The 24,807-nt window shown below is 61.4% G+C and carries 18 protein-coding genes and 11 pseudogenes; 17 read left to right on the top strand and 12 right to left on the bottom strand.

Annotated elements, in window-relative coordinates:
- Positions 1–76: 76 nt before the first annotated feature.
- A complete protein-coding gene (locus OMK73_RS01670; RefSeq protein WP_267600416.1) occupies positions 77–514 on the bottom strand; it encodes a universal stress protein in 438 nt (145 codons plus the stop codon).
- 397 nt (positions 515–911) lie between these two features.
- Here OMK73_RS01670 and OMK73_RS38040 point away from each other — a divergent pair.
- From OMK73_RS38040 to OMK73_RS01705, 7 genes and pseudogenes are all read left to right on the top strand, one after another.
- Positions 912–1,061, top strand: a pseudogene (locus tag OMK73_RS38040) (ribbon-helix-helix protein, CopG family); the annotation flags it as partial.
- 199 nt (positions 1,062–1,260) lie between these two features.
- Positions 1,261–3,216 carry a hydrogenase 4 subunit B gene (gene hyfB / locus OMK73_RS01680; RefSeq protein ID WP_420715429.1) on the top strand — a complete coding sequence of 652 codons (1,956 nt, stop codon included), beginning with the start codon at positions 1,261–1,263 and terminating at the stop codon, positions 3,214–3,216.
- Positions 3,217–3,223: 7 nt separating this feature from the next.
- The gene (locus tag OMK73_RS01685) at positions 3,224–4,171 is read left to right on the top strand and encodes a respiratory chain complex I subunit 1 family protein (RefSeq protein WP_267600418.1); all 948 of its coding nucleotides are present in this window, start codon (positions 3,224–3,226) and stop codon (positions 4,169–4,171) included.
- A 1-nt stretch (position 4,172) separates the two neighbouring features.
- Positions 4,173–4,832: a formate hydrogenlyase gene (locus tag OMK73_RS01690; RefSeq protein WP_267600419.1), complete on the top strand. Its 660-nt coding sequence runs from the start codon at positions 4,173–4,175 to the stop codon at positions 4,830–4,832.
- 1 nt (position 4,833) lies between these two features.
- A complete protein-coding gene (locus tag OMK73_RS01695; RefSeq protein ID WP_267600420.1) occupies positions 4,834–6,288 on the top strand; it encodes a hydrogenase 4 subunit F in 1,455 nt (484 codons plus the stop codon).
- A gap of 4 nt (positions 6,289–6,292) precedes the next feature.
- On the top strand, positions 6,293–7,840 hold the full coding sequence (locus tag OMK73_RS01700) for an NADH-quinone oxidoreductase subunit C (RefSeq protein WP_267600421.1): 1,548 nt from the start codon (positions 6,293–6,295) through the stop codon (positions 7,838–7,840).
- Entirely contained in the window at positions 7,840–8,358 is a 519-nt protein-coding gene (locus tag OMK73_RS01705) for an NADH-quinone oxidoreductase subunit B family protein (RefSeq protein WP_267600422.1), read from the top strand. Before OMK73_RS01700 ends, OMK73_RS01705 begins: the two co-directional genes overlap by 1 nt.
- A gap of 130 nt (positions 8,359–8,488) precedes the next feature.
- On the opposite strand, the pseudogene OMK73_RS38670 reads toward OMK73_RS01705, so the two are convergent.
- The 4 genes and pseudogenes from OMK73_RS38670 to OMK73_RS01720 all read right to left on the bottom strand — a co-directional run.
- Positions 8,489–8,760: pseudogene (locus tag OMK73_RS38670) on the bottom strand (hypothetical protein); the annotation flags it as partial.
- Between the two features lie 420 nt (positions 8,761–9,180).
- Positions 9,181–9,455, bottom strand: a pseudogene (locus tag OMK73_RS01710) (phage integrase family protein); the annotation flags it as partial.
- A 595-nt stretch (positions 9,456–10,050) separates the two neighbouring features.
- The gene (locus OMK73_RS01715) at positions 10,051–10,644 is read right to left on the bottom strand and encodes a c-type cytochrome (RefSeq protein ID WP_267600423.1); all 594 of its coding nucleotides are present in this window, start codon (positions 10,642–10,644) and stop codon (positions 10,051–10,053) included.
- A gap of 105 nt (positions 10,645–10,749) precedes the next feature.
- A pseudogene (locus OMK73_RS01720) lies at positions 10,750–10,955 on the bottom strand (hypothetical protein); the annotation flags it as partial.
- A gap of 321 nt (positions 10,956–11,276) precedes the next feature.
- Here OMK73_RS01720 and OMK73_RS01725 point away from each other — a divergent pair.
- Complete coding sequence (locus OMK73_RS01725; RefSeq protein WP_267600424.1) at positions 11,277–12,563, top strand: transposase; 1,287 nt, start codon at positions 11,277–11,279, stop codon at positions 12,561–12,563.
- 253 nt (positions 12,564–12,816) lie between these two features.
- A complete protein-coding gene (locus tag OMK73_RS01730) occupies positions 12,817–13,389 on the top strand; it encodes a hemerythrin domain-containing protein (RefSeq protein ID WP_267600425.1) in 573 nt (190 codons plus the stop codon).
- 398 nt (positions 13,390–13,787) lie between these two features.
- On the opposite strand, the gene OMK73_RS01735 is transcribed toward OMK73_RS01730, so the two are convergent.
- From OMK73_RS01735 to OMK73_RS01745, 3 genes are all read right to left on the bottom strand, one after another.
- Complete coding sequence (locus OMK73_RS01735) at positions 13,788–14,864, bottom strand: MBL fold metallo-hydrolase (protein ID WP_267600426.1); 1,077 nt, start codon at positions 14,862–14,864, stop codon at positions 13,788–13,790.
- Positions 14,865–15,297: 433 nt separating this feature from the next.
- Positions 15,298–15,753 carry a universal stress protein gene (locus tag OMK73_RS01740; protein WP_267600428.1) on the bottom strand — a complete coding sequence of 152 codons (456 nt, stop codon included), beginning with the start codon at positions 15,751–15,753 and terminating at the stop codon, positions 15,298–15,300.
- Positions 15,754–16,097: 344 nt separating this feature from the next.
- Positions 16,098–16,235, bottom strand: a complete 138-nt coding sequence (locus OMK73_RS01745; protein WP_267600429.1) for a hypothetical protein — start codon at positions 16,233–16,235, stop codon at positions 16,098–16,100.
- Between the two features lie 175 nt (positions 16,236–16,410).
- Here OMK73_RS01745 and OMK73_RS01750 point away from each other — a divergent pair.
- Positions 16,411–16,773 (top strand): annotated as a pseudogene (locus OMK73_RS01750) (transposase); the annotation flags it as partial.
- A gap of 4 nt (positions 16,774–16,777) precedes the next feature.
- On the opposite strand, the pseudogene OMK73_RS38675 reads toward OMK73_RS01750, so the two are convergent.
- Positions 16,778–16,919: pseudogene (locus OMK73_RS38675) on the bottom strand (IS5/IS1182 family transposase); the annotation flags it as partial.
- Between the two features lie 101 nt (positions 16,920–17,020).
- On the opposite strand from OMK73_RS38675, the pseudogene OMK73_RS01755 reads away from it, so the two are divergent.
- The 6 genes and pseudogenes from OMK73_RS01755 to OMK73_RS01780 form a co-directional block, all read left to right on the top strand.
- Positions 17,021–17,476, top strand: a pseudogene (locus OMK73_RS01755) (IS5 family transposase); the annotation flags it as partial.
- A 1,180-nt stretch (positions 17,477–18,656) separates the two neighbouring features.
- Complete coding sequence (gene ltrA, locus OMK73_RS01760; protein ID WP_267600430.1) at positions 18,657–19,604, top strand: group II intron reverse transcriptase/maturase; 948 nt, start codon at positions 18,657–18,659, stop codon at positions 19,602–19,604.
- A gap of 5 nt (positions 19,605–19,609) precedes the next feature.
- Positions 19,610–19,909 carry a group II intron maturase-specific domain-containing protein gene (locus OMK73_RS01765; protein ID WP_267600707.1) on the top strand — a complete coding sequence of 100 codons (300 nt, stop codon included), beginning with the start codon at positions 19,610–19,612 and terminating at the stop codon, positions 19,907–19,909.
- Between the two features lie 64 nt (positions 19,910–19,973).
- Positions 19,974–20,426: pseudogene (locus tag OMK73_RS01770) on the top strand (IS5 family transposase); the annotation flags it as partial.
- A 912-nt stretch (positions 20,427–21,338) separates the two neighbouring features.
- Positions 21,339–21,620, top strand: coding sequence for a hypothetical protein (locus tag OMK73_RS01775; RefSeq protein WP_267600711.1), 282 nt, complete (start codon positions 21,339–21,341; stop codon positions 21,618–21,620).
- Positions 21,621–22,147: 527 nt separating this feature from the next.
- Positions 22,148–22,451, top strand: a pseudogene (locus OMK73_RS01780) (EthD family reductase).
- Positions 22,452–22,684: 233 nt separating this feature from the next.
- On the opposite strand, the gene OMK73_RS01785 reads toward OMK73_RS01780, so the two are convergent.
- Together OMK73_RS01785 and OMK73_RS01790 are read right to left on the bottom strand one after the other, a co-directional pair.
- Positions 22,685–22,924 (bottom strand): H-NS family nucleoid-associated regulatory protein, encoded by a 240-nt coding sequence (locus OMK73_RS01785; RefSeq protein WP_267600431.1) that lies wholly within the window; start codon positions 22,922–22,924, stop codon positions 22,685–22,687.
- Positions 22,908–23,385 (bottom strand): annotated as a pseudogene (locus OMK73_RS01790) (KfrA protein); the annotation flags it as partial. The gene OMK73_RS01785 and the pseudogene OMK73_RS01790, both read right to left, overlap by 17 nt.
- 573 nt (positions 23,386–23,958) lie before the next feature.
- On the opposite strand from OMK73_RS01790, the gene OMK73_RS01800 reads away from it, so the two are divergent.
- On the top strand, positions 23,959–24,222 hold the full coding sequence (locus OMK73_RS01800; RefSeq protein ID WP_267600433.1) for a hypothetical protein: 264 nt from the start codon (positions 23,959–23,961) through the stop codon (positions 24,220–24,222).
- Between the two features lie 208 nt (positions 24,223–24,430).
- Here OMK73_RS01800 and OMK73_RS01805 read toward each other — a convergent pair.
- Positions 24,431–24,757: pseudogene (locus tag OMK73_RS01805) on the bottom strand (PDDEXK nuclease domain-containing protein); the annotation flags it as partial.
- Positions 24,758–24,807 lie beyond the last annotated feature (50 nt).

Raw genomic sequence — 24,807 nt, forward strand, 5'->3', positions numbered from 1 at the left:
CTTCCAGGCGAATGGACGTCCATGGCATTGCCAGCCCATTGTCGCCAATGCCTCACGCGCTTCGATGCCATGGCACCTAGCGATACACCAGTACAGGGATCTTGCTGTGAGTCAGGACCTTCTGCGTCTCACTGCCGATCACCAGTCCCTGCACGCCGCGCCGCCCATGCGACGCCATCACGATGAGGTCACAGCCCTTATCCTCGGCCGTCTTGATGATGGCTTCGTACGGGTGATCGTTGACCAGATACGTCGTATCACAGGGCACCCCTGCGGCGGCGGCTTCGCTCGCCACGCCTTGTAGATATTTCGTGGCCTCCTCCCAGGATTCCTTTATGAAGCGCTCTCGGGTGTCCGTCAGCATTTCAGTGTGATAGGTAAGAACATGGTAATTCGGGCCAACCCGAAGTGCTGTGACCCGGGCGTTCATTTGCTGCGCAAGGGCAAGCGCCTTATGAGAGGCAGCATTGGATAGAGAGGAGCCATCCACCGCAAGCAGAAGGTGCGTGAACATATCTTTCTCCTTGTCTGCCAGGGTTCGAGGCCATCGATAACGTCGATCACCGTTCCTTATCGCTCACACCTTGTCCCCCTCCGGCAGGCGAGGGTTCTCGCAAAATGCCACGTGAGCAAAGGTTCCAAAGACCAACTAGGGCGCGCCTGCGCACAAGGTCATTCTGGGACGGAACATGTTAATTAGATTAACATGTTGATTACACTGCTACTGCATTACATTAGGTTCTATAGCATATGCAATCTTCATTCCGTATGCTAGGTTGTCGCAGGCGATTAGCGACCTTTGCCGCCGCTTCATTGACGGTGAGCCGCGGCGGCGGCAAGCACTTTTGGGTCGCACGGCGTTCATGTATGATGTGACGCATCTGACCATCGTATTGGCATGTTGAGGCGCCATGGAGATCAAGACTGCTCGGCTAACGCTGCTCATCGATCCGAACAAGAAGGCCGCTTTCGAGCGCCTTTGCGCACAACAGGATCTGACGGCATCGCAGGTGGTGCGTCAGCTCATCCGCGAATACCTGGCTCAACATGGGGTCCAGTACGTGCCCAGCGGGTTGCACGTGGGCCATAGCGAGCCTGCTGACGACGGAACACCGCCGCAAGCTCAGGCGCCGGCGCAGCCCGAAGCGCCTCCCCCACCAGACGGCGCGCCACACGTCGCAAGGCCTAGGCCATGAGCAGCGTGCCCCCGTCGCACAATGGCTCCATATCGACTGGGTGCTTGTTGTTGTGGGGGCTTGGTTGTTCGTCGGGGCCGCAGGCGTTGCCGCGCTGCAGCGGCTGACCCTGGTGTCTCGCGTTCTTTTCCCGCTCGGCGGATTGCTTGGGCTGGCGCTTTTCGGCCTGGCACTTGCCGCTGTGCTTGGCACGCCCGAGGTCGCCGTACTAGCCATTGGACTGCCAGCACTGCCCTTCCACATCCGGCTCGACAGCCTCTCCGCCTATTTCCTAATGGTGATCGGTGGTGCGGCGGCGGGCATCTCTATATTTGCAGCCGGATATTTCCGCAAGGGCGAGGGCACACCGCCAGGCTTGCTGTGCCTGGAGTATCACCTGTTCCTGGCCAGCATGGCCGGTGTCATCCTGGCCGACGATGCCTACTCGTTCATGGTCATGTGGGAGACCATGGCGCTGTCGTCGTTCTTCCTGGTGACAGCAAACCACCGCATTCCAGAGGTGCGCAGCGCCGGCTACCTTTACATCACGATGGCGCGTATCGGCGCGATCGCGATTCTGCTCTGCTTCGGTGTGCTGCAGGCCAACACCGGTGACTACACCTTCGCGAACATGCGTGACCAGGCTCTGACGCCCTTCTGGGCCTCGGTCGGCTTCCTGCTTGCCGTGTTCGGTTTCGGCGCCAAGGCCGGCGTCCTGCCCTTGCATGTCTGGCTGCCGGAGGCACACCCGGCCGCGCCCTCGCCGGTCTCCGCGATGATGAGTGGCGTTATGCTCAATACAGCCATCTATGGGCTGTTGCGCGTGTCCTTCGACCTGCTGTGCATGCGTCTATGGTGGTGGGGCGCGCTGCTTCTGGCCGTCGGCCTGGCCACTGCCCTGTTCGGCGTCGTCTTCGCCGCGGTGCAGAGCGACATGAAGCGCTTGCTGGCCTATTCGTCCATCGAGAATATGGGCCTGCTGTTCGTCGCCACGGGCCTGACCCTGATCTTCTCGGCCTACGACATGAGGCCGATGGCGGCACTGGCCCTGACGGCGACGCTCTATCACGTCGCAAGCCATGCCTTATTCAAGAGCCTGCTCTTCCTCGGCACGGGCAGCGTATTGCACGCCACCGCCGAGCGAAGTCTCGGCAAGCTGGGCGGCCTGATTCGGTATATGCCTTGGGTTGGCTGGCTCACGCTACTGGGCGCGCTGGCCAGCGCCGGGCTGCCTCCGCTCGGCGGTTTCGTGTCGGAGTGGCTGCTGCTGCAGGGCTTCCTGTTCACGCCAGGCCTGCCCGTGCCGCTGCTGACGATGTTGATCCCGGTGGTCGCTGCGCTAATCGCGCTGGTGGCGGCCCTAGCCGGCTACACGATGGTCAAGTTCTTCGGCGTGATCTTCCTCGGCCAGCCGCGCGAGCACAAACTCGCCCACGCACATGACGCCGGTCCCTGGGAGCGCGCAGGCATGATATGGCTCGCCCTCGGCTGTGTGATGCTTGGCCTGCTGCCGACGCAGTTCATCCAGCTGATCGACCCGGTAACGAAGCAGCTGGTTGCCGCCGGTTTGGGCGCCCGAGCGGCTACCAGCAGCTGGCTGCTGGCGCCGAGCAGCCTGGGTCAAGCCAGTTACGGGCCGGTGATCTTCCTCCTCGGCATCCTGACTAGCTTTGCGCTCGCCTACCTGCTCGTGCGCTGGCTTTACCATGGCCGGCTGCGCCGCGGCCCACCATGGGCCTGCGGATTTCCCTGGGGCACCGCACGCATGCAGGATACCGCCGAGGGTTTCGGCCAGCCAATCCGTCAGATCTTCGAACCCTTCTTTTTGATGCAGCGCGACCTGCCAACGCCATTCGATGAACAGCCGCGCTACCGGGTGACCGTCGAGGACCGCTTCTGGCGCTGGCTGTACCTACCCACTGTCGAATTGGCTTCATACCTGGCGAGACTGGCCGGCCTGATGCAGCAGGGGCGCATCTCAGTGTATCTGCTATATAGTTTCCTGACACTGATTGCCACGCTGCTGGCGGTGATGCGATGAGGTTGCCATGACGGTCTCCGGCTTGCTGTCGCAGTCGCTAGAAATCGCGATTTCGATTGCCCTTGCGCCGCTACTGATGGGTTGGGTCAATCAATGGCGTGCCTGGCTGCAAAACAAATCCGCGCCCGGCCTCTGGCAGCCATATCGCATGTTGCACAAACTGTTCAACAAGGAATCGGTGGTGGCCGACAACGCGTCGCCGCTGTTCCGCGCCACACCCTATGTGGTGTTCGGCTGTATGGCCCTGGCGTGCGCGATCATCCCAACACTCTCGACCGACCTCCCGCTGGCACCCGCGGCCGATGCGATCGCGCTGGTCGGCCTGTTCGCGCTAGCGCGGGTTTTCATTTCGCTGGCCGCGATGGACATCGGCACGGCCTTCGGCACCCTGGGGGCGCGGCGCGAGATGCTGATCGGGTTTCTGGCCGAACCCGCATTGCTGATGGTGCTGTTCTCGGCCTCGCTAGTTTCCAAGTCCACATCGCTCACCACCATTGTCGAGACACTCGCCCATCGTGACCTCGCGATCTACCCTGGGCTGGCCTTTTCCGGCGTTGCCTTCACCATGGTGTCGCTGGCGGAGAACGCCCGCGTGCCGGTCGACAACCCCGCCACGCATCTGGAGCTGACGATGATCCATGAGGCACTCCTCCTGGAGTACTCGGGTCGCCACCTGGCACTCATCGAGTGGGCGTCAAGCCTGAAGCTGTTCGCCTACTCCTGTATCGGACTGGCGTTGTTCTTCCCCTGGGGCATCGCAGAGGCCCAGGCGCCGATGTCCATGCTGCTGGCGCTGCCGGCGTTGCTGTTCAAACTCACCGCGGGAGGCATCCTGCTTGCCACGCTCGAGACGGTGAGTGCCAAGATGCGCATCTTCCGCGTCCCCGAGTTCCTGGCCACCGCCTTCTTGCTGGCGGTGATCGGCATGCTGGTGCATTTGCTGCTTGCCCGCTGACATGAGCACCTTGCTGACCCAGTTCGTCAACCTGCTTGGTGCGGTGCTGCTCATCCTAGCCTTCGGGATGATCTCGCAGCGCCGCGTCCTATCGCTAATCCACCTGTTCACGCTGCAGGGCGCCACCCTGGCATTGGCGACGGCCGTGGTTGGCTATGTGACCCGGCAGCCGGACCTGTACCTGTCGGCCGGCGTGACCTTCGTGCTCAAGGTGCTGCTGATCCCCTATCTCCTGCACCGCGTCATCGACCGGCTTGATATCCGTTGGGACGTGGAGACGCTGATCAATATTCCGACCATCATGCTGATCGGCATCCTGGTGGTGATCTTCGCGTTCAACCTGGCCATGCCGATCTCGCGGCTGTCGGTGAAGCTGGCCAGCGGCACGCTCGGCATCGCACTGGCCTGCGTACTGCTGTCGTTCCTGATGATGATTACCCGCTCGAAGGCAATACCGCAGGTCATCGGCTTCCTGGCAATGGAGAACGGCTTGTTCTTCGCCGCTACCTCGGCGACCTACGGCATGCCGATGGTGGTCGAGCTTGGCATCGCCCTGGACGTCCTGATTGGCGTGCTGATCCTGGGCGTCTTCATGTTCCAGATCCGCGAGCAGTTCGACAGCCTGGACATTCGCCATCTCGAGAAGCTGAAGGAGGACTGAGTTGATTGCGCTAGCCTTCCTGCTTGCAACCCCGCTCGCCGGCGGGCTGGTGCTGGCGCTGGTCGGTCATCGCGATCATGCGCGCGACGTCAATGTCGCGTTCAGCCTGGGCACCTTCATCGCGGCCTGCTTGCTCACCGGACGGATCATCGACGACGGTCCCACGCTCGTGTGGGACCGTGCGTTCTACATAGATGCCCTGAATGTGTTTCTCATCACGCTGACCGCGTTCGTGGGCCTGACCACGTCGATCTTCTCGCGGCCCTACATGCGCGTGGAGCGCGACCACGGCAAGATGACGCCGCCGCGACTGCGCCTGTACCACAGCATGTACCAGCTATTCACGTTCACGATGCTGCTGGCACTGACGACCAACAATATGGGCATCGTGTGGGTCGCGATGGAGGCCGCCACGCTGACCACGGTACTGTTGGTCAGTGTCTATCGGACCGCAGCCAGCCTCGAGGCGGCCTGGAAGTACTTCATCCTGTGCGGCGTGGGTATCGCCCAAGCGCTCTTCGGCACGGTGCTGCTCTACATGGCGGCCGAGCAGGTCATTGGCCCCGAGGGCGGCGCGCTGCTGTGGACCAACCTCGATGCGGTCAAGGGCCGGCTGGACCCGAATATCATCACCCTGGCGTTCGCCTTCCTGTTCATCGGCTATGGCACCAAGGTCGGCCTGGTGCCGGTGCACAACTGGCTGCCGGACGCGCATGCGGAGGGGCCGACCCCGGTGTCCGCCGTGCTGTCCGGCCTGCTGCTCAATGTGGCCCTCTACGCTATCCTGCGCTGCAAGGTGTTGACGGACGGCGCGCTGAACAACCATCTCACCGGCCACCTGATGATGGGCTTCGGCCTGGTTTCCGTCGTGGCGGCGGTCTTCCTCCTCATCCGCCAGCGGGACGTCAAGCGCATGTTCGCCTATTCGTCCATCGAACATATGGGCATGATGACCTTTGCTTTCGGCATGGGCGGGCCGATCGCCAGCTTCGCCGGACTTCTGCACATGACGGTGCATTCGCTGGTCAAGTCCGCGATCTTCTTCGCCGTCGGCCATGCGGCGCAGAAAGCGGGCACGCAGGTGATGGACGAGATCTGCGGGCTGATCCGGGTCAGCCCCACGGTCGGCTGGGGCCTGATGCTAGGCGTACTGGCCATCCTGGGCATGCCGCCCTTCGGCGTGTTCGCCAGCGAGTTCCTGATCGTCACCACCGCGATGCGTGAGCAACCCTGGGCCACGCCCTTCCTGCTGGTCGCGCTCGGCTTGGCCTTTGCGTCGGTGTTCAGTCGCGTGCAGCCGATGGTCTTCGGCGAGACCACCCTGAAGCCCCTGGCGCACCCACCGGCGCTGGTCCCGGTGTTCCTGCACCTCGCACTCGGTTTGATGCTGGGTCTCTATATCCCGCCGTATCTGGATGCGTGGTACCGCCAGGCGGCCGCCATGCTGGGGAGTTGAACGTATGGCCCGGCCTGAACTTGGACTCGACCTGCATCGTCTGCCGGCAACGCTGCCGGTATGGCACGGGCTAGCCAATCCCGCTGCATGGAGCGCGGCAGCGCGTACCGTCGCCGACACGGGAGGGCGCCTCATTTCCGTGTGGGGCGTCGACCGCAGCGCAGTGGGAGGGACGTTGGCGGCATGTGCCGCGTATGCCGTACCGGAGGGACTGGTCTGGCTCGAACTGCGGCTCGGCGACCCGGCGCAGGGGGTTCCGGATCTGGGCCGCATCTTCCCGTGTGCCGGGCGAATGCAGCGCGCCATGGCTGACCTCTCGGGCATCAATGTGCAAGGCAGCCGCGACCAGCGCCCTTGGCTGGACCATAGCCTGTGGCCGCAAGGGTCATTCCCCCTGCAACACGGGACGCAACCGCTGCCGGCCACGGGCAGACTGCCGGCGGACTACCCCTTCGTACGTGTCGATGGCGATGGCGTGCATGAGATCGCCGTCGGCCCGGTGCACGCGGGCATCATCGAACCCGGCCACTTCCGCTTCTCCGTCGTCGGTGAGAAGGTGCTGCGGCTTGAAGCACATCTCGGCTACACGCACAAGGGCATCGAGCGCCGGTTCACCGAATTTGCGCCGATCGAAGCTTACCGGCTCGCAGGCCGCATCTCGGGCGACTCCACGGTGGCCTATGCCTGGGCCTACTGCATGGCGCTCGAGTCCGCGACGGGCAGCGAGATACCGGCAAGGGCAGCCTGGCTGCGTGCCATGATGCTGGAGCGCGAACGCGTGGCCAACCACCTGGGCGACCTCGGTGCCTTGGGCAATGATGCCGGATTGGCCTTTGGGTTGGCCCAGTTCTCGCGGCTGCGCGAGGACTGGCAGCGGCTATCTGGGGAAGTCTTCGGCCACCGGCTCATGATGGATGCCGTGGTACCCGGTGGCGTCGCCATCGATATGACGCCGTCAATGCTGGGCCGTCTGCACAAGCAGTGCGACGGCATCGAGCGCGAGGTCCGCGTACTGCGGATCGTATATGACGAGCACGCCGGCCTGCAGGACCGTTTTCTCAACACGGGGCGGGTGGCGCCACAACTCGCCGCCCAGCTTGGCCTCACGGGGCTCGCCGGGCGCGCCAGCGCGCAGGAGGCAGACCTGCGCTGCGATCATAAATGGCCGGCCTACGACTGTTTAGACGTCAAGATGGCCACGCACTGCAACGGCGATGTCGCCGCACGTGTGGCGATGCGCTTCGACGAGACGCTTGAATCCCTGCGGCTCGTTCGCGCCATCTGCTCGGAGCTGCCGGGTGGCGCGATATGTGGCGACCTCCGGATGCTGGACAAAATCTCCATCGGAGCAGGCTGGGTAGAGGGCTGGCGTGGTGAAGTCCTTGTCGCCCTCGAGATCGGCGGCGACGGCCGGATCTTGCGTTGCCACTGCCATGATCCTTCTTGGCAGAACTGGCCAGTGCTTGAACACGCCGTCATCGGCAATATCGTTCCGGATTTTCCGCTGATCAACAAGTCCTTCAATCTCTCCTATTCGGGGCACGACCTCTGATGTGGCTCCTCCTCAAGCAAATTGCCCGTACCGGCATCGTGACCGAGCCTGCGCCCCAGGCCGTCGATGCCGATGGCGGCGCCGCGATTCAACGCATCCACAAGGACATCCTCGATATTCTCGGTCAGGCGCTGGCGATTAGGGAGGTCGACGCAGGCTCGTGCAACGGCTGTGAGCTGGAAATCCACGCGCTCAACAACGCCTACTACAACATCGAAGGGCTTGGCATCAAATTCGTTGCCAGCCCGCGGCATGCTGACATGCTGCTGGTGACCGGACCGGTCTCGCGTCACATGGAAGAGGCTTTGCGGCGTACCTATGACGCGACGCCGGACCCAAAGCTCGTGGTCGCTGTGGGCGACTGCGGCTGTACGGGCGGCATCTTCGGCGAGAGCTACGCGAGTTGCGGCCGCGTCGCCAACGTGATCCCCGTCGACTTCGCTGTGCCTGGCTGCCCGCCTACCCCTATCGAGATCCTGCGGGGGATACTAACCGCCGTGCAGCGGCGCAAAAGCTAAGTCATCTAAACGATAATCCTGGAGGATGACGATAAAGGAAGCGATGTGCCCCGAATCCGCGTCATTATGGTCGCCTGCAGTCTTTAGTTTTACGTAGCTTCTGTGGATAGTTTTCCCTTCTGGACGCAGAGACCAGATCATCCGCGATGCGATTCATCATCTGCGCGGATCGCGCTGGACGACAACTTCGGCACCATGCGCGCAATGGCCGCCGCCGACATTGAGGTGCCGTGGCCAGTACAGCCGCGTAGGCCATCAGCAGCTCACTGTGCGATTTGGGTCGCGTCCCAGCGAAAGCCAACTGCAGTGGGTGCTGCTGTCAGTTTCCAGAAGAATTTCCGGCAACTATCCGCCTGAGTGCCGCTCGAAAAGCGCGCGTCGCAGGGCTTCGACGGAAGATTGCGGTACCATTGGCGCGAACGCAGCGACGAGTGTGGCCTCGATAAAGTAGCTATCTGCAGTTTCCGCCTGATCGTGCACCGGGGCAGTCATTTCAGAACCATCTTGTCTGGGGTAGCCGCTTCGCCCGGGCCATCCCTTTCCCTGCCACGAGAGGCGCCTTCGAGTCGCCTCTCGTCATTTCTCAGCTCGATTCACGAGTACCCGTTTTCGACGGCAAGAAACAACTGCGCACTCGCGGCCTGCCCCCGGTACGCCACCCGGCCAGCACAACTTCTTCTGCGCATGCATTGCTATCTCCAGGCTCTTGCCGCTCTACGTCACTCTGACGGGCTATCAACCCGAGACCGCGACGCACCCGTGACCCGGTTGGCACCCGAGTCGGCCGGATGGCCGCAAGCAGCCAGGTACGCTCCCCAGCCGCAAGCGTAGATGCACCCATGGCACGATCACCCCGCAATCGACGACGGCGATCGGGGCGTGAGCGCGCTCGGCAAGCCGCGGGTGTTGGGCGAAAAGGCCTTCGATCTGCCGGGCGCTCGCCGGGCCCAGGCCCGGCACGATCGCCCACCAGCGGCGCCCGCGCGGCATGCGCACCGTCAGGTCTGCCAGCGTTTCGATGCCGTGCGCGCGTAGCTCGCTTGCACGGCTCGCGGCGGTAGCCACTGGCCAATCTGGTCGCTGATCTGTGGCTGGGGGGGCGCACGAAATCGCGCCACTCTGGAGACATCATCTTCGCCTCCTTTCCGGCCAACATGCCGCCGCTATGCGGCACCACATCGGGGCCATGGATCTCGGCGGCTACCGACACCGGCGGCGCCAGCCCATAGCACCATCCACAAAAGGGGTCATGAACGTAGTGAAGCGTTGCTCGCTTCTCCATTGAGTTCGCGCGGAATCTGCCGCATGCCGAGATAAGCCAGTTGCCAGTGGTCCATCGCGCTTTCTCCCAAGCGTGAGACGGACTGCCGAGATTAACGACAATGAGACTGGGACGCAACGTACAGGCCAGGAAAGTGCCGTATTGAGCAACCAGCCGGACAAAAAATGGCAGACAGCAACCGATTGATTTAATGAATACTTCCCTAACACATCCCCGTGGATCCGCATGAATGCTAGGGATCGCTATCCCGGTAACCTGCAGCAAAATCAAGGTGCCCCCATCCAGGGGACCCCTGGATGAAATCGAAGTGCTGAGGGCAAAGCTGCGGCGCTCGGGCGCGCTGTGAGCCGGGAAGGCGAGCCCGCGCGTTCAGCTGGCCTCCAGGGCGTTTTCAACGCCGGCGGCACGGCTCACCTGGACTGCAGGTACGCAGCCACAGCCCTGGCGTCGTCGTAGCTCAGATCGTGTGCCACGGTGCTCATCACGGGCGAGTTGCCGCGCGAACGGTTCTTGAATACCTCGATTTGCCGCAGCAGATAAGCCTGGTGCTGCCCCGCCAGCCGCGGGAATGCGCCTGCCCCCTGGGCCTGTGCACCATGGCATGAAGCACAAGCGGGTACCCCGCCGCCGGGGATGCCCTTCTCGAAGATGGCTTGCCCCTTGTCCATCAACTCGGGGGCGCCGGCCGCGCCCGGCGTTGGGGCCTGCCTCGCGTAATAGGCGGCCAGCGCCTGGATCGTCGCGTCGTCAAGCCGCGAGGCGATTCCCCACATATGCGTGCGCGCGTCGGCTTCCGCGCGGCCCTGCTCGCGAAACGCCTTGAGCTGCGCCTGCAGGTATTCAGGCGTCTGCCCATCCAGCCGTGGGTACATCGGCGATTCGCTGCGGCCATGCGGCCCATGACAGGTGGCGCATAGCTGCGCGAGTCTGGCGCGATCCTCGGCAAGCACGGGCGGTATCGTGAGCGCCATGCCCGCGGCAAGAAGCAGGACATGTGTTCGCATACTGGTGAGGCAGGACGGTTTCATGGTCGTTTCAAGCCAGTAAGGTGTTTTTCGCCTTCCAAGGGTAAGACGTGCGATTCCAGCGCTTAACAAACTTCGGGGTGAACCGCTTTACCCAGCGCATGACCGTCGTGTGCGCAAGCGACAGGCCGCGCTCGGCCATCATTTCAATGAAGTCTCGTAAGCTGAGCTTGTATCGCAGGTACCAGCACGCGCACAGGACCGTGACCTTCCCGGTCAAAGTACCACCCCGTGAACAAGCAGTCGATATCTCCCTGCTTACTCTTTGTGGGCTCGCGCTCGTCAAACATTCCCGCCGCCCCCGATTTGCACCAGAGCCGCACGCCGATGAGGTTGATTGCCATGACAAAGATCATGGCGTCGATCCTTTTCGGCGTAATGGCCGCCGGAGCCAATCGCTGTGGGCCCATCTATTGACCTATATCAGTCCCTGCCTACTCAACTTTAGACATTCAGGCCCGCTCAACGAGCGGGTTGGAAACGGATTCAAGAAATCGAAAAATGCTTGACATGGGGCAATGATCGTGTGGCCGCCGCGCTGCTTGCGCGGGTTTTAGCGCAAGCAGCGCGGCGGCCAATGAGGATCGTTTTCGGTCCTCTTGCGATTGCCCATGTCTTTGTCCAACCGTGTACGACTGTGTCTGTCCGAATGGATCAACCTTCTGCTTCTGGCCGTGCCAATTCGCTCTCGCGGGAGCTTTGTCGAGCTGCTGTGCGGCTGTATGGTTTCGCCAGAAGGCTGGGTGACGCGCGCTATCAGCGCCATCGCGCGACGCAGGCACTGGACGACCTACTACAAGCTTCTCGGGCGCGGCAGCTTGCGCACCGTGCGTTTGGCCCGCCAATTGTTCTTGCTGGTGCTCACAGTGCTGCCATGCGATGTGCTGACACTGGTCATCGACGATACACTGGTGCCGCGCTCCTCGGAGCAGGCGCCCGGTTGCGCGTATCGCCACGACCACAGCCGCAAGATCAATCGGCCGCAATTCATACGGGCCCAGTGCTGGGTTACGCTGGGCGTGAGCGCGCTGGGCAACGGCGGGGTCAACCTGGTGCTGCCAATTCTCTCGCGGCTGGTGCCAAACACCGGCAACCGCAACAAGCTGAAAATCGCGCTGGTGCTGGTCCGCTCTCTGGCGGGCGTGGCCAACAAGCCGGTGCGCGTACTGTTCGATTCGTGGTTCATGCGCGCCCGCCTGGTATTGCCTTTGCTGCGCAGACAAATGCACGTGATTGGACAGGCGCGCATCGACACCGCGCTGTTTCTCGTGCCGCCACCGCCAACCACACCCAGACGTGGTCGCAAGCGCATCTATGGCGAGCGCCTGAACGCCGAGGCCATCGAAGCACTGCCCGCGATCGAACTGCGCATGCCGCTCTATGGCAAAGACCAGCAGGTTCGCCTGCGCTCTGCCGAGGCCCGCGCGCGCTTCCTCAAGGGCGCGTTGGTGCGTGCCGTCTGGTGCCAGTTCTTCGATGCGAAGAAACAGGCCTGGACCAAGCCCCGTCTGCTGCTCGCGAGCGAAACGGACTTGAGCGCCCAGGAGATCGTGCAGTTGTACGCGCGCCGCTGGGGCATAGAACCGCTGTTTCACAATCTCAAGCGCTGGTTCGGCGTGAGCAATCTCTGGCAGCAATCGCGCACCGTGCTGGAGTTGTGGATGCAAATTCGCTCGATGGCCTGGACTTTGAACCAACTGCTGAGTCTGGTGCTTGTCGAGACCTTCCCGATGAACGCGGTCGCACCATGGCGCATGAATCAGCCCGTCACGGCCGGTCTGGTCACGCAGTGGCTGCGCATGGAATTTACCGGACTTGCGTTTCGCGACGGCCTGAATCGCAAGTCCCAGAAATTCCAGTGGCCAACGCCACGCAACGACACGCGACCGACCTCGTAGGATTGCCCGCGCGCGCTTCTGACGGCGTCTCATCGCTGTTTCCATTGCCAAATCGCCTCGTTGACGACCACCGTCGCAGCCGGTGAGGCAGCCATTCGCATGTCTAATGTTGAGTCCCTGCCTAGATACGCAGGACTAGTATTAATCGCATAGATCCCCTTGAGCGTTGTCGCGACCAGGCGTGCGCAGTTGCGCATCTTCGTTTTGGATCTAACGGTTTATCGCTTACTTGCCCCGTTTGATGGAGCGCGTCATGACCGAACCACTCGCCGTATGGCATGCTGAGCACGTTAATTTTGCTCGCCTACTCGACCTTTTGGAAGAACACGTAGCTGCTTTCCACCGAGGGGAGCGCCCGAATTACGACCTGATGAGCACGATCCTCTACTACATGCGGAATTTTGGCGATCGCGTTCACCATCCCCGCGAGGATGTTGCGTATGCACGGCTTGTTGAGCAAGATCCAGGTATGCAATTGGTGGTTAACCGCCTTTTGCAAGAGCACCGCGTGATTGCCACAGCCGGCGAAGAGCTCTTGAATCGGCTGAATGAGGCCGAGGGAGATATTATGATCCCGCGAGCGGCTCTAGAGGCGGCCACCGCCACTTACCTTGTGTATTATCGCAGCCACATTTCGGCTGAGGAGCGAGACGTAATGCCTCGCGCTGCGCAGCTGCTGACACAAGATGACTGGGCGGAAGTTGCTGCAACCGTTCCAGCTAGCCCCGATCCGCTCTTTGGGGACAATGTACAAGAGCGCTTCAAGGCACTACGCATGCAGATCGCGCATGAGGCGCGAGTGTCCAGACAGGATTCGACGTATTGATCTACCGACGCCGCTATCCGGGCTGTTCCCGAGCACGAGATTAGTGTTCTGACTGCCTTCGATGGCAACCACGCTCCCCCAACTCTTCTGGGGGAAATCAATGCGCAGGATCCTAAGTGGAATGGAATACCGCTCTTCTCACCCTTCAATGATGTATGTGGCTCCGTATGCTGGGATTGTGGCTGGAGCAATGGCGCATATTACTTCGATTGGAGATGGGGCGCATCCGCCCTAGCCTGGTCGTCGCTCAAGTCATGCGCCTCCGCGCTTCTTACCGGAACATTGATGCGCGCGCCGTCTTGAACAGTTTCCACTGGCACAAAAGCTACACTTCGTGCTGCCCCGCGAAGAGCAACCCCTGCACCTGAGCGCCATGACATGAAGCGCAGGCACGCGGCTCATTTCATGCGGTACCAGGCAACGCCATCGGTGTCGAGTTCCATCTCGACTTCGTCCCGATGCAGCAAATAATTGAGGTGCGCAACGCTCTCGCCGGTGGCCACATCCAGCAGATTGGGTTCGGATCCGATGGGGCGCGAGAACAACTGCGCAAATACATCGACCGCGCGCCGGGGTCGACCCAGGGCGTGTCGCAGGCGATCGAGTGCGTTGTGCTGACTGCGTTTTAGATAGTCGAGCCGCCGGCAGAGTCCGTGGAATGGCGCATTGTGACCCGGGAGTACCAGAACGTCGTCTGGTATCTCCTGCTGCAGTTTGTCGAGTGACGCCAACCAGTCGCTCGTCGGATCGGCATTAGGCTCAGTGAAGTTGACAGAGACATTGGATGAGATATTAGGTAGTACCTGATCGCCAGAAATCAGCAACTTCAATTCTGGGCAATGGAAGCAGGCATGCTCCGGCGAGTGTCCGGCGCCAACGACGATGCGCCACACATGGCCTCCGATGCGCAACTCTTCGCCGTCGCGCACGCGCCGGTAACTGTCGGGTAATGCGTACACGTATTTGCCGAATCCGCCAAAGTAGGTGCGGTAGACCTCGATCGCATCATCATCCCAGCCAGCCCTTCGATAGAAAATCACAGCGTCGTCGGGCATCTCGCGGCCGATATAAGCCACCACGATCCTGCACGTGAGGTATTCTGTCCGGGTCATCCAGAGCTGGCAGCCGAACCTTCGCGTCAGCCACCCTGCCAAACCGATGTGATCCGGATGCGCGTGCGTGACGAACAGCCGTGTCAGCTCTCCTTGGGCCATAGCCCCGTAGGCTGCAAACAACTTGCGCCATGCCTCTGTCGTGTCGCCAGTCTGCAGCCCGGCGTCGAAGACCGCCCAACCGTTATCGTCGCGCACAGCCCACAAGTTAACATGATCCATCAGGATGAGCGGCATCGGCATTCGTATCCAAAGAACCCCTGCCGCAATCTCGCGCGCCGCCCCCGGCACGGGCGCCTCGCCGCATGGGTAGTCCAGAACCGGTTTGCTCTTGAAAGGAGTGACTAGGGTATCGTCGCTCATTTTATCTCCCGCGCTTCTGATGCCCCAGGCGAGACGAATTTCCCAGCCTAAGAGAATCCTCACAATGCCCGGCTGCTGATCGATCTCGTTTTGCGCTACCGTCAGGCACCGCAAGGAGGCCGCCTTGTTCTTGGCTCATGACATCACGCGATGATGGATGCCATTTCCATTGCATCGCTGCTTCTGGGCCTCTCTTCTCGTCCTATTGATGCCGGAAACGTTTTGGGGGAGAGCACGGGCATTGGCCTAATTAAACGACGGTCTCTGCTCATCGATTTGTACTAACTGACGATGATGCAGGCGTATTTCGGCGGCCGAACTTGCCGCAGCGGCCCTCCGTGTTGACGTCGCGCCTCTGCCCTACCCCGCATCAGTCGTCACGCCGCCGCCCTACGCTTTAAAAAGATGGTTAGCGCAGAGCATCGGACGGGCTTCATTCTGTGGAAGGCTCGCGCACCAGTAGCACAGGCGCGCTGCACTCGCGCACCAGGGCTTCAGCGACGCTACCAAGCAGGACGCGCCGCATGGCGCGGCGTCCGTGCGTTCCGACCACGATGAGTTCGGCCCCGCATTCTTGCGCGGCTTGTTCGATTGCAATAGAGACATCGCCTAAAGCCAGGAGATTGTCGACCAGGCGCGTCTTGTTACGCACGCCCTGGGCGTGGGCAGTGGCCTGGGCTTCGGCGAGCAGTTTCTGGCCGCTCTCGATCAAGCTCTTGCGCAGATCTCCCACATCGAAAGAGCCCACGTCGTATTTCAGGTAACTGTTGTCGACGACGTGAATGATCTCCAGATCGGCGTCGCAAGCCCGGGCCATGCGAACGGCTTCGTCCAGTGCGAGCGTCGAGCACTTGCTGCCGTCGACCGCGACCATGATCACTTTGTACATCTTGAGTCTCCTGCGGGAATATGTTCTTTAACCCTTGCACAAGTGCACGTCCGGCACGCGTGAGGACCGCTGGGCCGATGATGTGCCCTGCGCGGTGGAACTCAGCACTACGGGATCCAGGCTGGCGCCGGGATCGAGATCATGGCTGTGTTCCGCCGGCCTGCGCGGCGTTTAACTTCAATTTAGTCGGCGCCCCGAATGAGCACTTGATACAAGTCAAGCGCTCGTGCCCGATCAGAGGCTGTCGGCCAAACACTCTGCCGACCGGGCAGCGTTCCTGCAAAACGGTCACCCCCGGGAGTTCGCGGTCGCAGCCTCCCACATAGACAACAGCGCCTGGAGGCTTATGCCACATGCACGCCGTTGTCCTGCCGCAGCACGTACGGTTGCATGCCCGACAGTTCCCGCACCACCACCGGCGAGTGGTCGTCAGGAGCATGCAGGGGCGGCGCTGGCTCCTTGGCACCCAGCGTGACCAACAACCGGGTCGATCTCCCGCAGCGCGCGGCGCTCGGTGGCCTCGGCTCGTTCCTGCGCCACGGCCACCTGCTCGCGGGTGCGCTCCAGGTCCGTCGAGAATTAAGGCAATGCTGATCAAGTCCTCCGATTCGTGAGAAGGCGCGTTATTTGAAGAATCACGAGCGCAAAGAGATGAACATGAAGCAGATGACGTTGGCAGCGGGTGCAGATCAATGTGCAGGTTTCGAGCAACACCGCAAGCCAACGCGACGTGAAGAGTTTCTGGCGACGATGGATCAGATCGTGCCGTGGGCGGCATTGTGCGCCGTGATTGAGCCCTACTATCCGAAGGCAGGCAATGGCCGGCGGCCCATTGGTCTGGAGCGGATGCTGCGCATCCACTTTCTGCAGCACTGGTTCAACCTGGCAGATCTGGCTTGCGAGGAAGCGCTATATGACAGCGCCAGCCTGCGCCGCTTCGTAGGAATTGACCTGGGTCGTGAGCCGGTGCCGGACGCCACCACGGTATTGAAGTTTCGGCGGCTGCTGGAGAAACATCAATGCATACCGTGGTGGCGTCGGCACCACGACCCAGGTCAATTCCTACGAAGCGGCGCAGGCTGGCGCTGTCATGCGCTGGCGCTTCTCGCAAGCCAGTGCTGCAAGGAATGGATGCGCAGCATCGCCGAACCAATGGGCCGCCGGCCAGCGATGTAGAGCACAATGCCGCCCACGTCGCCGAAGCTCGCGTCGCGTTGATTGCTCCGAATTCTCCGCATTGTCTGCACCCGCTGCCAACGCGACGTGAAGGTTTCTGGCGACGATGGATCAGATCGTGCCGTGGGCGGCATTGTGCGCCGTGATTGAGCCCTACTATCCGAAGGCAGGCAATGGCCGGCGGCCCATTGGTCTGGAGCGGATGCTGCGCATCCACTTTCTGCAGCACTGGTTCAACCTGGCAGATCTGGCTTGCGAGGAAGCGCTATATGACAGCGCCAGCCTGCGCCGCTTCGTAGGAATTGACCTGGGTCGTGAGCCGGTGCCGGACGCCACCACGGTATTGAAGTTTCGGCGGCTGCTGGAGAAACATCAGCTTGCCGAACGGCTGTTCGCGGAGGTTGGCCGACTCCTGCAAGCCAATGGCGTGAAGCTGAAGACCGGCACAATTGTCGATGCCACAATTATTGGTGCGCCCAGCTCGACGAAAAATGAAGAGAAGTCGCGCGACCCCGAGATGCATCAGACCCGCAAAGGCCAGCAGTGGTGTGTGTCACGAACGCAGGCTGAGCCTGCGATGCTGTACTGAAGATGGGAGAAGGCCTCCCGGAGTCGGCTTGCAGGAGCAGGCTCCAAACCACCCGGTGCTGCTGCGTTCAAAAGGCGTGGTGGTGAGCGACCGGAGAAGTCATCCGCAGAGGATGGCAGGTACGTGCTGAGAAGATGAGCGAAAGCATTGTGCCAAGAACGCGTTCGCATGTGCGAAAGCGATGCTGTACCTGAGATGGAGGAAGGCCCTCCGAAGCCGGCGTGCAGGCGCAGGCTTCAAACAGCCGTAAGCTGCTTCAGTCGGAAACGCTGCGGTGGTGAACGTTACGGTTAAAAGGCGTGGTCGAACACGTCATGTATGGATTAGAGAGACGAACGAAAGTGAACCACTGATCACGCATCGAAACTCATCTTCAAACGACATCAAAACTGGGGACGTGCTTTCTTCCCAGGAGCAGCATGGCGGGAACCTGCTTATTGGCCATGCGGTGTCCGGTGTATAGGTGGCGTGAATCTAATCCGGGCTTAGGTACGGAACTTGGGAACTCTTCATGTGATGCCAAGGGAAAACCTTATAAGTGGGAACCACGAAGGGGAAAGTACCGATGCACATGAAGGGGGCGGATCATCCCGTAGTAGTGATGAAGCTTCTGTAATGGGAGTGGAGCGAAGGGGATGACTCAGCTCAAAGAAGGTCGCCGCCAACCGGGAAACCGGGATGAGCCTTGATCTTCCGCGTCGATCTGCCGCCGCAAGGTAGCAGGAGAACGGCTGGGACGAGCCGTGTAAATCGAGAGGTTTACGCACGGTTCTGTGGGCGGCTGGTGGTGAAATTCCACCGGCCGACCCGGCAACCGTCCGATGACGCATCGTTATGGCCAGGACGCTGTCGAAACTGAGGCTGGCCACTTGCTTCAGGACAAACCGGGACGACACCTGTTTACGGGCCCGGTGGCAGCCGGTGTATAGGCGGCATGATCTCAGCGCAGGCTTTGGTACGGAACGGGAGAACCTTGCTCCAGATGTGAAGGGAAATGACAAATGGCAGACACCATGAGGAAGAATACCGATGCTGGAGTGAGGGGCGGAGCCGTCCGTAGTAGTGTTGAAGTTCCTGTAATGGGAATGGAGCGAAGGGGCGGCGTTATCCTGCCGATGAACGCGGTCAACCTGCGGGGATGAGCGGCGTGAAATCGGCGAAGCCGTACAACATTGCGAAGCGCACGGTATGGGAGGCATACCGGCAGGTCAAGGCCAACCGTGGAGCTGCCGGGATCGACGATGAAACCATCGCCGAGTTCGAGCAGAACCTGTCGAAGAATCTGTACAAGCTGTGGAACCGGATGTCATCGGGGTCGTATTTCCCGCCACCGGTTAAGCAGGTGGAGATTCCCAAGGCGTCGGGAGGCACGAGAAAGCTGGGGGTGCCCACGGTCGCAGACCGTGTAGCGCAAACCGTAGTCAAACTGGTCATTGAGCCGGGTCTCGACGCGATCTTCCATCCGGACTCCTACGGGTACCGGCCGGGGCGGTCGGCGAAGCAGGCGGTGGCGATCACTCGTGAACGCTGCTGGCGATATGACTGGGTGGTTGAATTTGACATCAAGGCAGCCTTTGATCAGATCGATCATGGACTGCTGATGAAAGCGGTGCGCACCCACATCAGGGAAGACTGGATACTGTTATACATCGAACGGTGGCTGGTTGCACCGTTCGAGACAACGGACGAGGTACGTGTGCCCCGCACGCGGAGGACACCCCAGGGCGGTGTCGTCAGTCCGATCCTGATGAACCTGTTCATGCATTACACATTCGACCGATGGATGCACCGCACCAGCCCCAACTGTCCGTTTGCCCGCTACGCGGATGACGCGTTTGTTCACTGTCATAGCCGCAAGCAGGCGGAATACGTGATGCGGTCCATTGCAACACGGCTGGCAGCTTGTGGGCTGACGATGCATCCGGAGAAATCGAAGATCGTGTACTGCAGAGACAGCAACCGCAGCGAACGCCATCCGCATGCGAGCTTTACGTTTCTCGGTTTTACGTTCAGGCCGAGGAAGGCGCGCAGCCCGCAAGGGGGCCTTTTACCAGCTTCCTGCCGGGCGCCAGCGAGAGTGCCTTGAAGCGGATGCGGCAGGCAGTGCGGGGTTGGCGACTCAATCGCCAGACTCATGTAACGCTTGCCGATGTGGCGAGACTGTACAACCCAGTGATACAGGGATGGTGGAATTACTATGGCGCGTTCTACAAGACTGCGATGCTTCGCATCTTCCAGCACATCGACTGCGCTCTTGAGCGTTGGGCCCGACGGAAGTACAAGGGTCTGCACCGACGCAAGCGACGAAGTGCTGACTGGCTGGACAGGATGCGCCGTACCAACCCGATGCTGTTCGCTCACTGGCGTGTGGTTACGCAACCGGCTGGATAGCGGGAGCCGTATGACGCGAGAGTGTCACGTACGGTTCTGCGAGAGGCTCGGGGGGCGGTTCCCCGGGTCTACTTACCACTTTGGCATGAAGTTGCACATTGGCGTGGATAGTCAGAGCGGGTTGGCCCATTCCGCGGTGGTGACGCCGGCCAACGTTCACGACAAGCATGCGCTGCCCCAGCTTCTGCATGGGGAGGAGCGGCGTGTGTACGGTGACAGCGCATACGCCAGTCAGCAGGAGCTGATCGCATCGAAGGCGCCGCACGCCAAGGACTTCACCAATCAGCGGACCCGCAGAAACGGGGTGATTGACGAAGTGCAACGCGGGAAGAACCGTAACAAATCGAAGATCCGGGCCCGGGTTGATCATGTCTTCGCCGTGGTTAAGCGCCTGTGGGGCTTCACGAAAGTCCGCTACCGCGGCCTGAAGAAGAATGCCGGCCGAGCCTTCACGGCGCTGGCGCTGGCCAATCTCTATTTGAGTCGAGGGCATCTGATGGGAGCAGTCCGCCCGTAAAGGGCGAATGCGGGGCGGGCGCCCCGCCAACACACCCCAATTGGGGCGCGCGAGGGCAAATTCTCGTCGCCACAGCTATTTTTCCGGCCGAACGGGCTCCTGATCAACCTGCGTAACTCAATTTGCCCAGCTTGTTCAGCGTAGCCTTAAGTACGCAACTCACCCAGCTGCCGCTCGAGCGCCTCTGCTCCAGCAGACGCCGGCGGGCACGCTATTGAGCGCTCTACCTCAATGCGTTCCCGCCTGCGCAGACTCGGCGCGATCGGTTGGAGAACTTCATTGAGAGACTGGCGACGGAGATTGCCGAAGGGAGATCGATCGCAACGGCGGAAAGGGAAGGCGCCTATCTGCGATGGTTGAGGCTTGTGCAGGGAGAGGGCGAGGTGGGGACTGGCGGGCTACTTCTTGTCGCAAACGCGGATGGCACACTGCACTACGCTCAATTGCTGGATCTGTTGGAACTGCGCTTGGAACATGGACTTTGGATTGAGTTGCACGAGCAGAGTCTTCGCGATAGTCAGGAATCGAGGCATCCGAAGTAAGTTTGCATCGCCTCAGATGCTCAAGATGCTGCCCCTCGGCCCGCCTCATGCACACCTCGTACGGTGTGGACGCGCTCGGCGGCGTGCTCGCCCTGCTTGCGGCATTCCAGGTCTGAACCTGAGCGGCCGGAAATTACAGAAAACTACCTTCACTCTCGATCTCGACGCATCGATATCAACGCATCAAAATCAGCTTCAGCATCAACAAATCGTTACAAAGCACTCCCTGCCCCTCGTCATCGCCGCCCGATTCCGCGGCGTTACTGGGTCATGCGCGGCCAATCCTGCCGGGCATCAACAAGCAAGGGAGCTCACGGTGTTTACTCGCAAACTGATCGGAAGTGTGGCAATCGCTGTTCTGGCGGCAGGCATGGCTGGTGGCGCAATGGCAAACGATACCCAGTGGCAGAAGAATCACCCGCGTCGCGAGCAGGTCAACGGGCGTCTGGCCAACCAGAACGCTCGTATCCACCAAGAGGTCAAGGAAGGTGAAATGTCCCGCGGCCAGGCAGCTAAGCTGCACAGAGAAGATCACCAGATCCGCGCCGAAGAACGCACCATGGCAAGCCATGACGGCGGCCACATTACCCGTGCCGACCAGCGCGCCCTTAACCAGCAGGAAAACGCAGTGAGCAAGCAGATCGGCCGTTGATCGATCGCTAACGATTCGCGTTCTGGTATCACTGCTTGCCAGGCAAGAATCAAGAAGCAAGCCGACGACCCAGTCGTCGTAGCCCGCCGCCCGGCGGGTTTTTTTAGGTTTCGTCGCAGTAAGAGACCATTTGATAGCGGCGATGCCTACCCCCGCCTGACAAGTCAATGGAATTCTATGCTCGAAGCCGTGCGCCGCATTCGTTAAGAGTCAGTCAGCTCGTGCCGAAGACCAAACGGAGCGCTCTCGGCACAGCGGCCGTAATTTCTGGAGCTAGTTGTCTATCAAGCGCCCGACCCCGAAGGATGGAATGGCGGGGGGCGTGACTTTGTAGCGTTCCACAGCGCGTGCCCCAAGCCATACCCCTGTCGACCCACGCCGGAACCCGCTGCGAACCACGGTTTTGTAGCGTTATGCATCAAGCGCACCGAACGATACGTGTCCTGACAGATATGGCTTTCACACACTATAGGAAAGCTACACTAGCAGGCTCAGGCTCTATCTAACTCACGTCTGGAGAAACCACGATGGCAAAGCTAGTGGTGCTATTCAAGAAGCCTGCGGACACGGCGGCGTTCGATTCATATTACTTCTCGACCCATGTTCCGATCGCCAAGAAGATCGCCGGCCTGCGACGCTGTCAGCAGCGGCCCGGTTGCAAGCCCGGCCGGCGATTCGCCATTTCACCTGGTTGCGGTGCTGAGCTTCGATTCGCTGGCGGCGCTCCAGCAGGCTATGGCTTCGCCTGAGGGCGCCGCGGCAGCAACTGACGTGGCCAATTTCGCCCAGGCCGGCGTTGACATGCTCATATTCGACACGAAGGAAGTTTAGGCCGGCAGTTCACGGCCCATTTTCTTTGAGAAGGGGATGTGCCGCTATCACAAGGGCCATGGCAGGCGCCCGGGAGTTGTCGCCATACCGCGAGGGACGCGCGCATGTGATAGCGGTTTGGGCGAATCTTGGCATGCCCCCAACTTCACGCCATCGGACATGGACCCCACCTCGGCGTACCCAATTCTCGACGCCGTCGCAGGCCTCGAAACTAGCGGGGTCGTTTTCTTGTGCTACCCGACGCGGAAAAACTCTACCGTCTGCCCCGCATTGACCGCCCGCCGCAGCCAGTCCGGCATCTCGCCCGTCCCGTCCCAGCTCAGCCCCTCGGCATTGCGGTAACAGACCGAGCGCGGGCTCGGCGGCAGCGCAAAGCACCCGGCCGCCTCCAACTCTTCCATCGTCAGCCCGCACTCGAGCATCTGCGCCCGGATCCAGCGGATCGCGTCCGCCCGCTCAATTTCCGTTGCCATCGTTGCCGTCATGTGGGTTGAGGGGGAGCGCCGTCGCACCCGGTTCTTCATTCGCGATCGGCCCTTGGCCACCGGCCTTCCGCCGCGCGCCCGTCCGCTCGCGCGGCGCCACGCGCAATTCTGCCAGTAGCTGGCGCGCCAGCGCCGCTTCGGCTCCGGCCCGCTCGGCCCGGCGCTGCGCCCGCTCGGCCGCCGCGAGCCGACCGGCCAGCGTCGCTGTCTGCGCCAGTTCCGTGTGCAGGTCTTCGGCCGCGCGCTCGCTCTTCTGCCGTGCGGTGGGCTCCTGATGGAGCGCAGCGCGCGCCGCTCGCTGGCTTCGGCGCGTTCCTGGTCGATGCTCACCTGCTCGCGCCCGTTCCAGTTCGGTCGAGAATTGGGTACGCAGCTCCACCAGCTGCCTCCAGCTCCGCCCGCCCAGCCTCCAGTCGCGCCTAGGTTGCGGCATGCGCTTGCCGCTCGGCATGACGCGCCTCTGATGTTCACCTAGTAACCCCACTGCGGTAAGCGCCCTTGGCGAGGATATTCGCCAAGGCTGGGCGCGTGCGAGGGGCGCTTGCGGAGACGTCCCGGCCCAGCCGCATGTCGGCCATATACGCGCTCAGACACGGAGCGTGAACTGCAGACTGCTTAGGTTTTCTGCGAGTTCAGGACTCCATACACCGGGCACGCGGCGCCTCGTCAGCATCCGCAGCGTCTTCGGAAACAGGCCGATTCTGCAGCCGGCTGTGCATCGCCTCGCATCGAATCAACATTATTGTCGCAGGATCCTCTTCACCGCCGGCAATGCCAGCCTCAGCAGCGACCCGCAGATATACTTGCCGGGAGCCAACGGCGACGATCACAAGGATGGCGCCAACGCCGAAGGCTCGGACTGCAATTTGGAGGTATTGCGCCATAGCGAACTTGCACCGTATAGCAGGAGGGAATTGGCAGTGAGGCTACACGAGGATGTCCCGGGACGGTGCCACGCCGTTGCAGGATTGACACAATCCGGTTCGCCGCGGCGGGTGGGATCGCGCGTTGCGTGACTGCGCATGGCGGTGCTGAAGAGAATGTCCCGAAAATCGATCACGGCCTTACCGAACGGCCACTACTGGGCCACGCCACACGCGCCCTTCCCGCTGGACGGTGCAAACGGCCATGAGGAGGTTTTTCCCGGCGCCCAATGCATCAGCGACGGCAATTGGGTCACCTTCTATAAGGACGGGGAAGAAGTATGGGCGTGCAATGCCGTGTATGCCGCCGCCCATTTCGACTTTGCACCGGTTCCCACCAACCGTTCGCCGACGGACAACTGAGGGTCGTACAGTTCCCCAGGCCGGGGGGCGTTTCGCCCCTCCAAACAGTCGAGTCCACAAGCGAAACACCGCATAAACCTTATGTTAAACGATGATCTGTGAACGATTGGAGACGCCCATGGAGGACACCGACGACGCAAGCGCGGGAGGCCGCGGTGATCTCGAGCGCGGCGGTGCCTACAGGCTTAATCGCCCTATTACGTCGGGCGTCATGCTCCAGTTCCTGAGTCGACGCCTCGACGCTCGGCAGACTTGCTTGCAGTTCGGCCGGCAGCTCCGCAACCAGCTGGTACTGCGCCACGCCAATCGGATTGCCCATGCCGCGCAGTGCGTATTCGACCACCAGCCGGTTGTGCTCCTGGCATAGCAGCAGCCCGACGGTAGGATTGTCGGCCGCTGTCTTCATTTCGGCATCGACCGCCGACAGGTAGAAGCTGATCTGTCCCGCATACTCCGGCTTGAAAGCACCCGTCTTCAGCTCGATTACGATGTAGAGCAGATTGAGATAGAAGTCCTCGCCCCCTACTTCGAGATGGGATGGCGGCTTATCGGCCAGCCTGGCCGTTTGAGCCACTACTGTCACCC

The sequence above is a fragment of the Cupriavidus sp. D39 genome, from assembly GCF_026627925.1.
Classification (GTDB): domain Bacteria; phylum Pseudomonadota; class Gammaproteobacteria; order Burkholderiales; family Burkholderiaceae; genus Cupriavidus; species Cupriavidus ulmosensis.

What these genes read in the sequence shown, in the direction of transcription:
- OMK73_RS01670 (WP_267600416.1), bottom strand. Translation starts at nt 514, where the DNA reads ATGTTCACGCACCTTCTGCTTGCGGTGGATGGCTCCTCTCTATCCAAT.
- OMK73_RS01685 (WP_267600418.1), top strand. Translation starts at nt 3,224, where the DNA reads ATGACGGTCTCCGGCTTGCTGTCGCAGTCGCTAGAAATCGCGATTTCG.
- OMK73_RS01690 (WP_267600419.1), top strand. Translation starts at nt 4,173, where the DNA reads ATGAGCACCTTGCTGACCCAGTTCGTCAACCTGCTTGGTGCGGTGCTG.
- OMK73_RS01700 (WP_267600421.1), top strand. Translation starts at nt 6,293, where the DNA reads ATGGCCCGGCCTGAACTTGGACTCGACCTGCATCGTCTGCCGGCAACG.
- OMK73_RS01705 (WP_267600422.1), top strand. Translation starts at nt 7,840, where the DNA reads ATGTGGCTCCTCCTCAAGCAAATTGCCCGTACCGGCATCGTGACCGAG.
- OMK73_RS01715 (WP_267600423.1), bottom strand. Translation starts at nt 10,644, where the DNA reads ATGCGAACACATGTCCTGCTTCTTGCCGCGGGCATGGCGCTCACGATA.
- OMK73_RS01725 (WP_267600424.1), top strand. Translation starts at nt 11,277, where the DNA reads ATGTCTTTGTCCAACCGTGTACGACTGTGTCTGTCCGAATGGATCAAC.
- OMK73_RS01730 (WP_267600425.1), top strand. Translation starts at nt 12,817, where the DNA reads ATGACCGAACCACTCGCCGTATGGCATGCTGAGCACGTTAATTTTGCT.
- OMK73_RS01735 (WP_267600426.1), bottom strand. Translation starts at nt 14,864, where the DNA reads ATGAGCGACGATACCCTAGTCACTCCTTTCAAGAGCAAACCGGTTCTG.
- OMK73_RS01740 (WP_267600428.1), bottom strand. Translation starts at nt 15,753, where the DNA reads ATGTACAAAGTGATCATGGTCGCGGTCGACGGCAGCAAGTGCTCGACG.
- ltrA (WP_267600430.1), top strand. Translation starts at nt 18,657, where the DNA reads ATGAGCGGCGTGAAATCGGCGAAGCCGTACAACATTGCGAAGCGCACG.
- OMK73_RS01765 (WP_267600707.1), top strand. Translation starts at nt 19,610, where the DNA reads ATGCGGCAGGCAGTGCGGGGTTGGCGACTCAATCGCCAGACTCATGTA.
- OMK73_RS01775 (WP_267600711.1), top strand. Translation starts at nt 21,339, where the DNA reads ATGGCTGGTGGCGCAATGGCAAACGATACCCAGTGGCAGAAGAATCAC.
- OMK73_RS01785 (WP_267600431.1), bottom strand. Translation starts at nt 22,924, where the DNA reads ATGGCAACGGAAATTGAGCGGGCGGACGCGATCCGCTGGATCCGGGCG.
- OMK73_RS01800 (WP_267600433.1), top strand. Translation starts at nt 23,959, where the DNA reads ATGGCGGTGCTGAAGAGAATGTCCCGAAAATCGATCACGGCCTTACCG.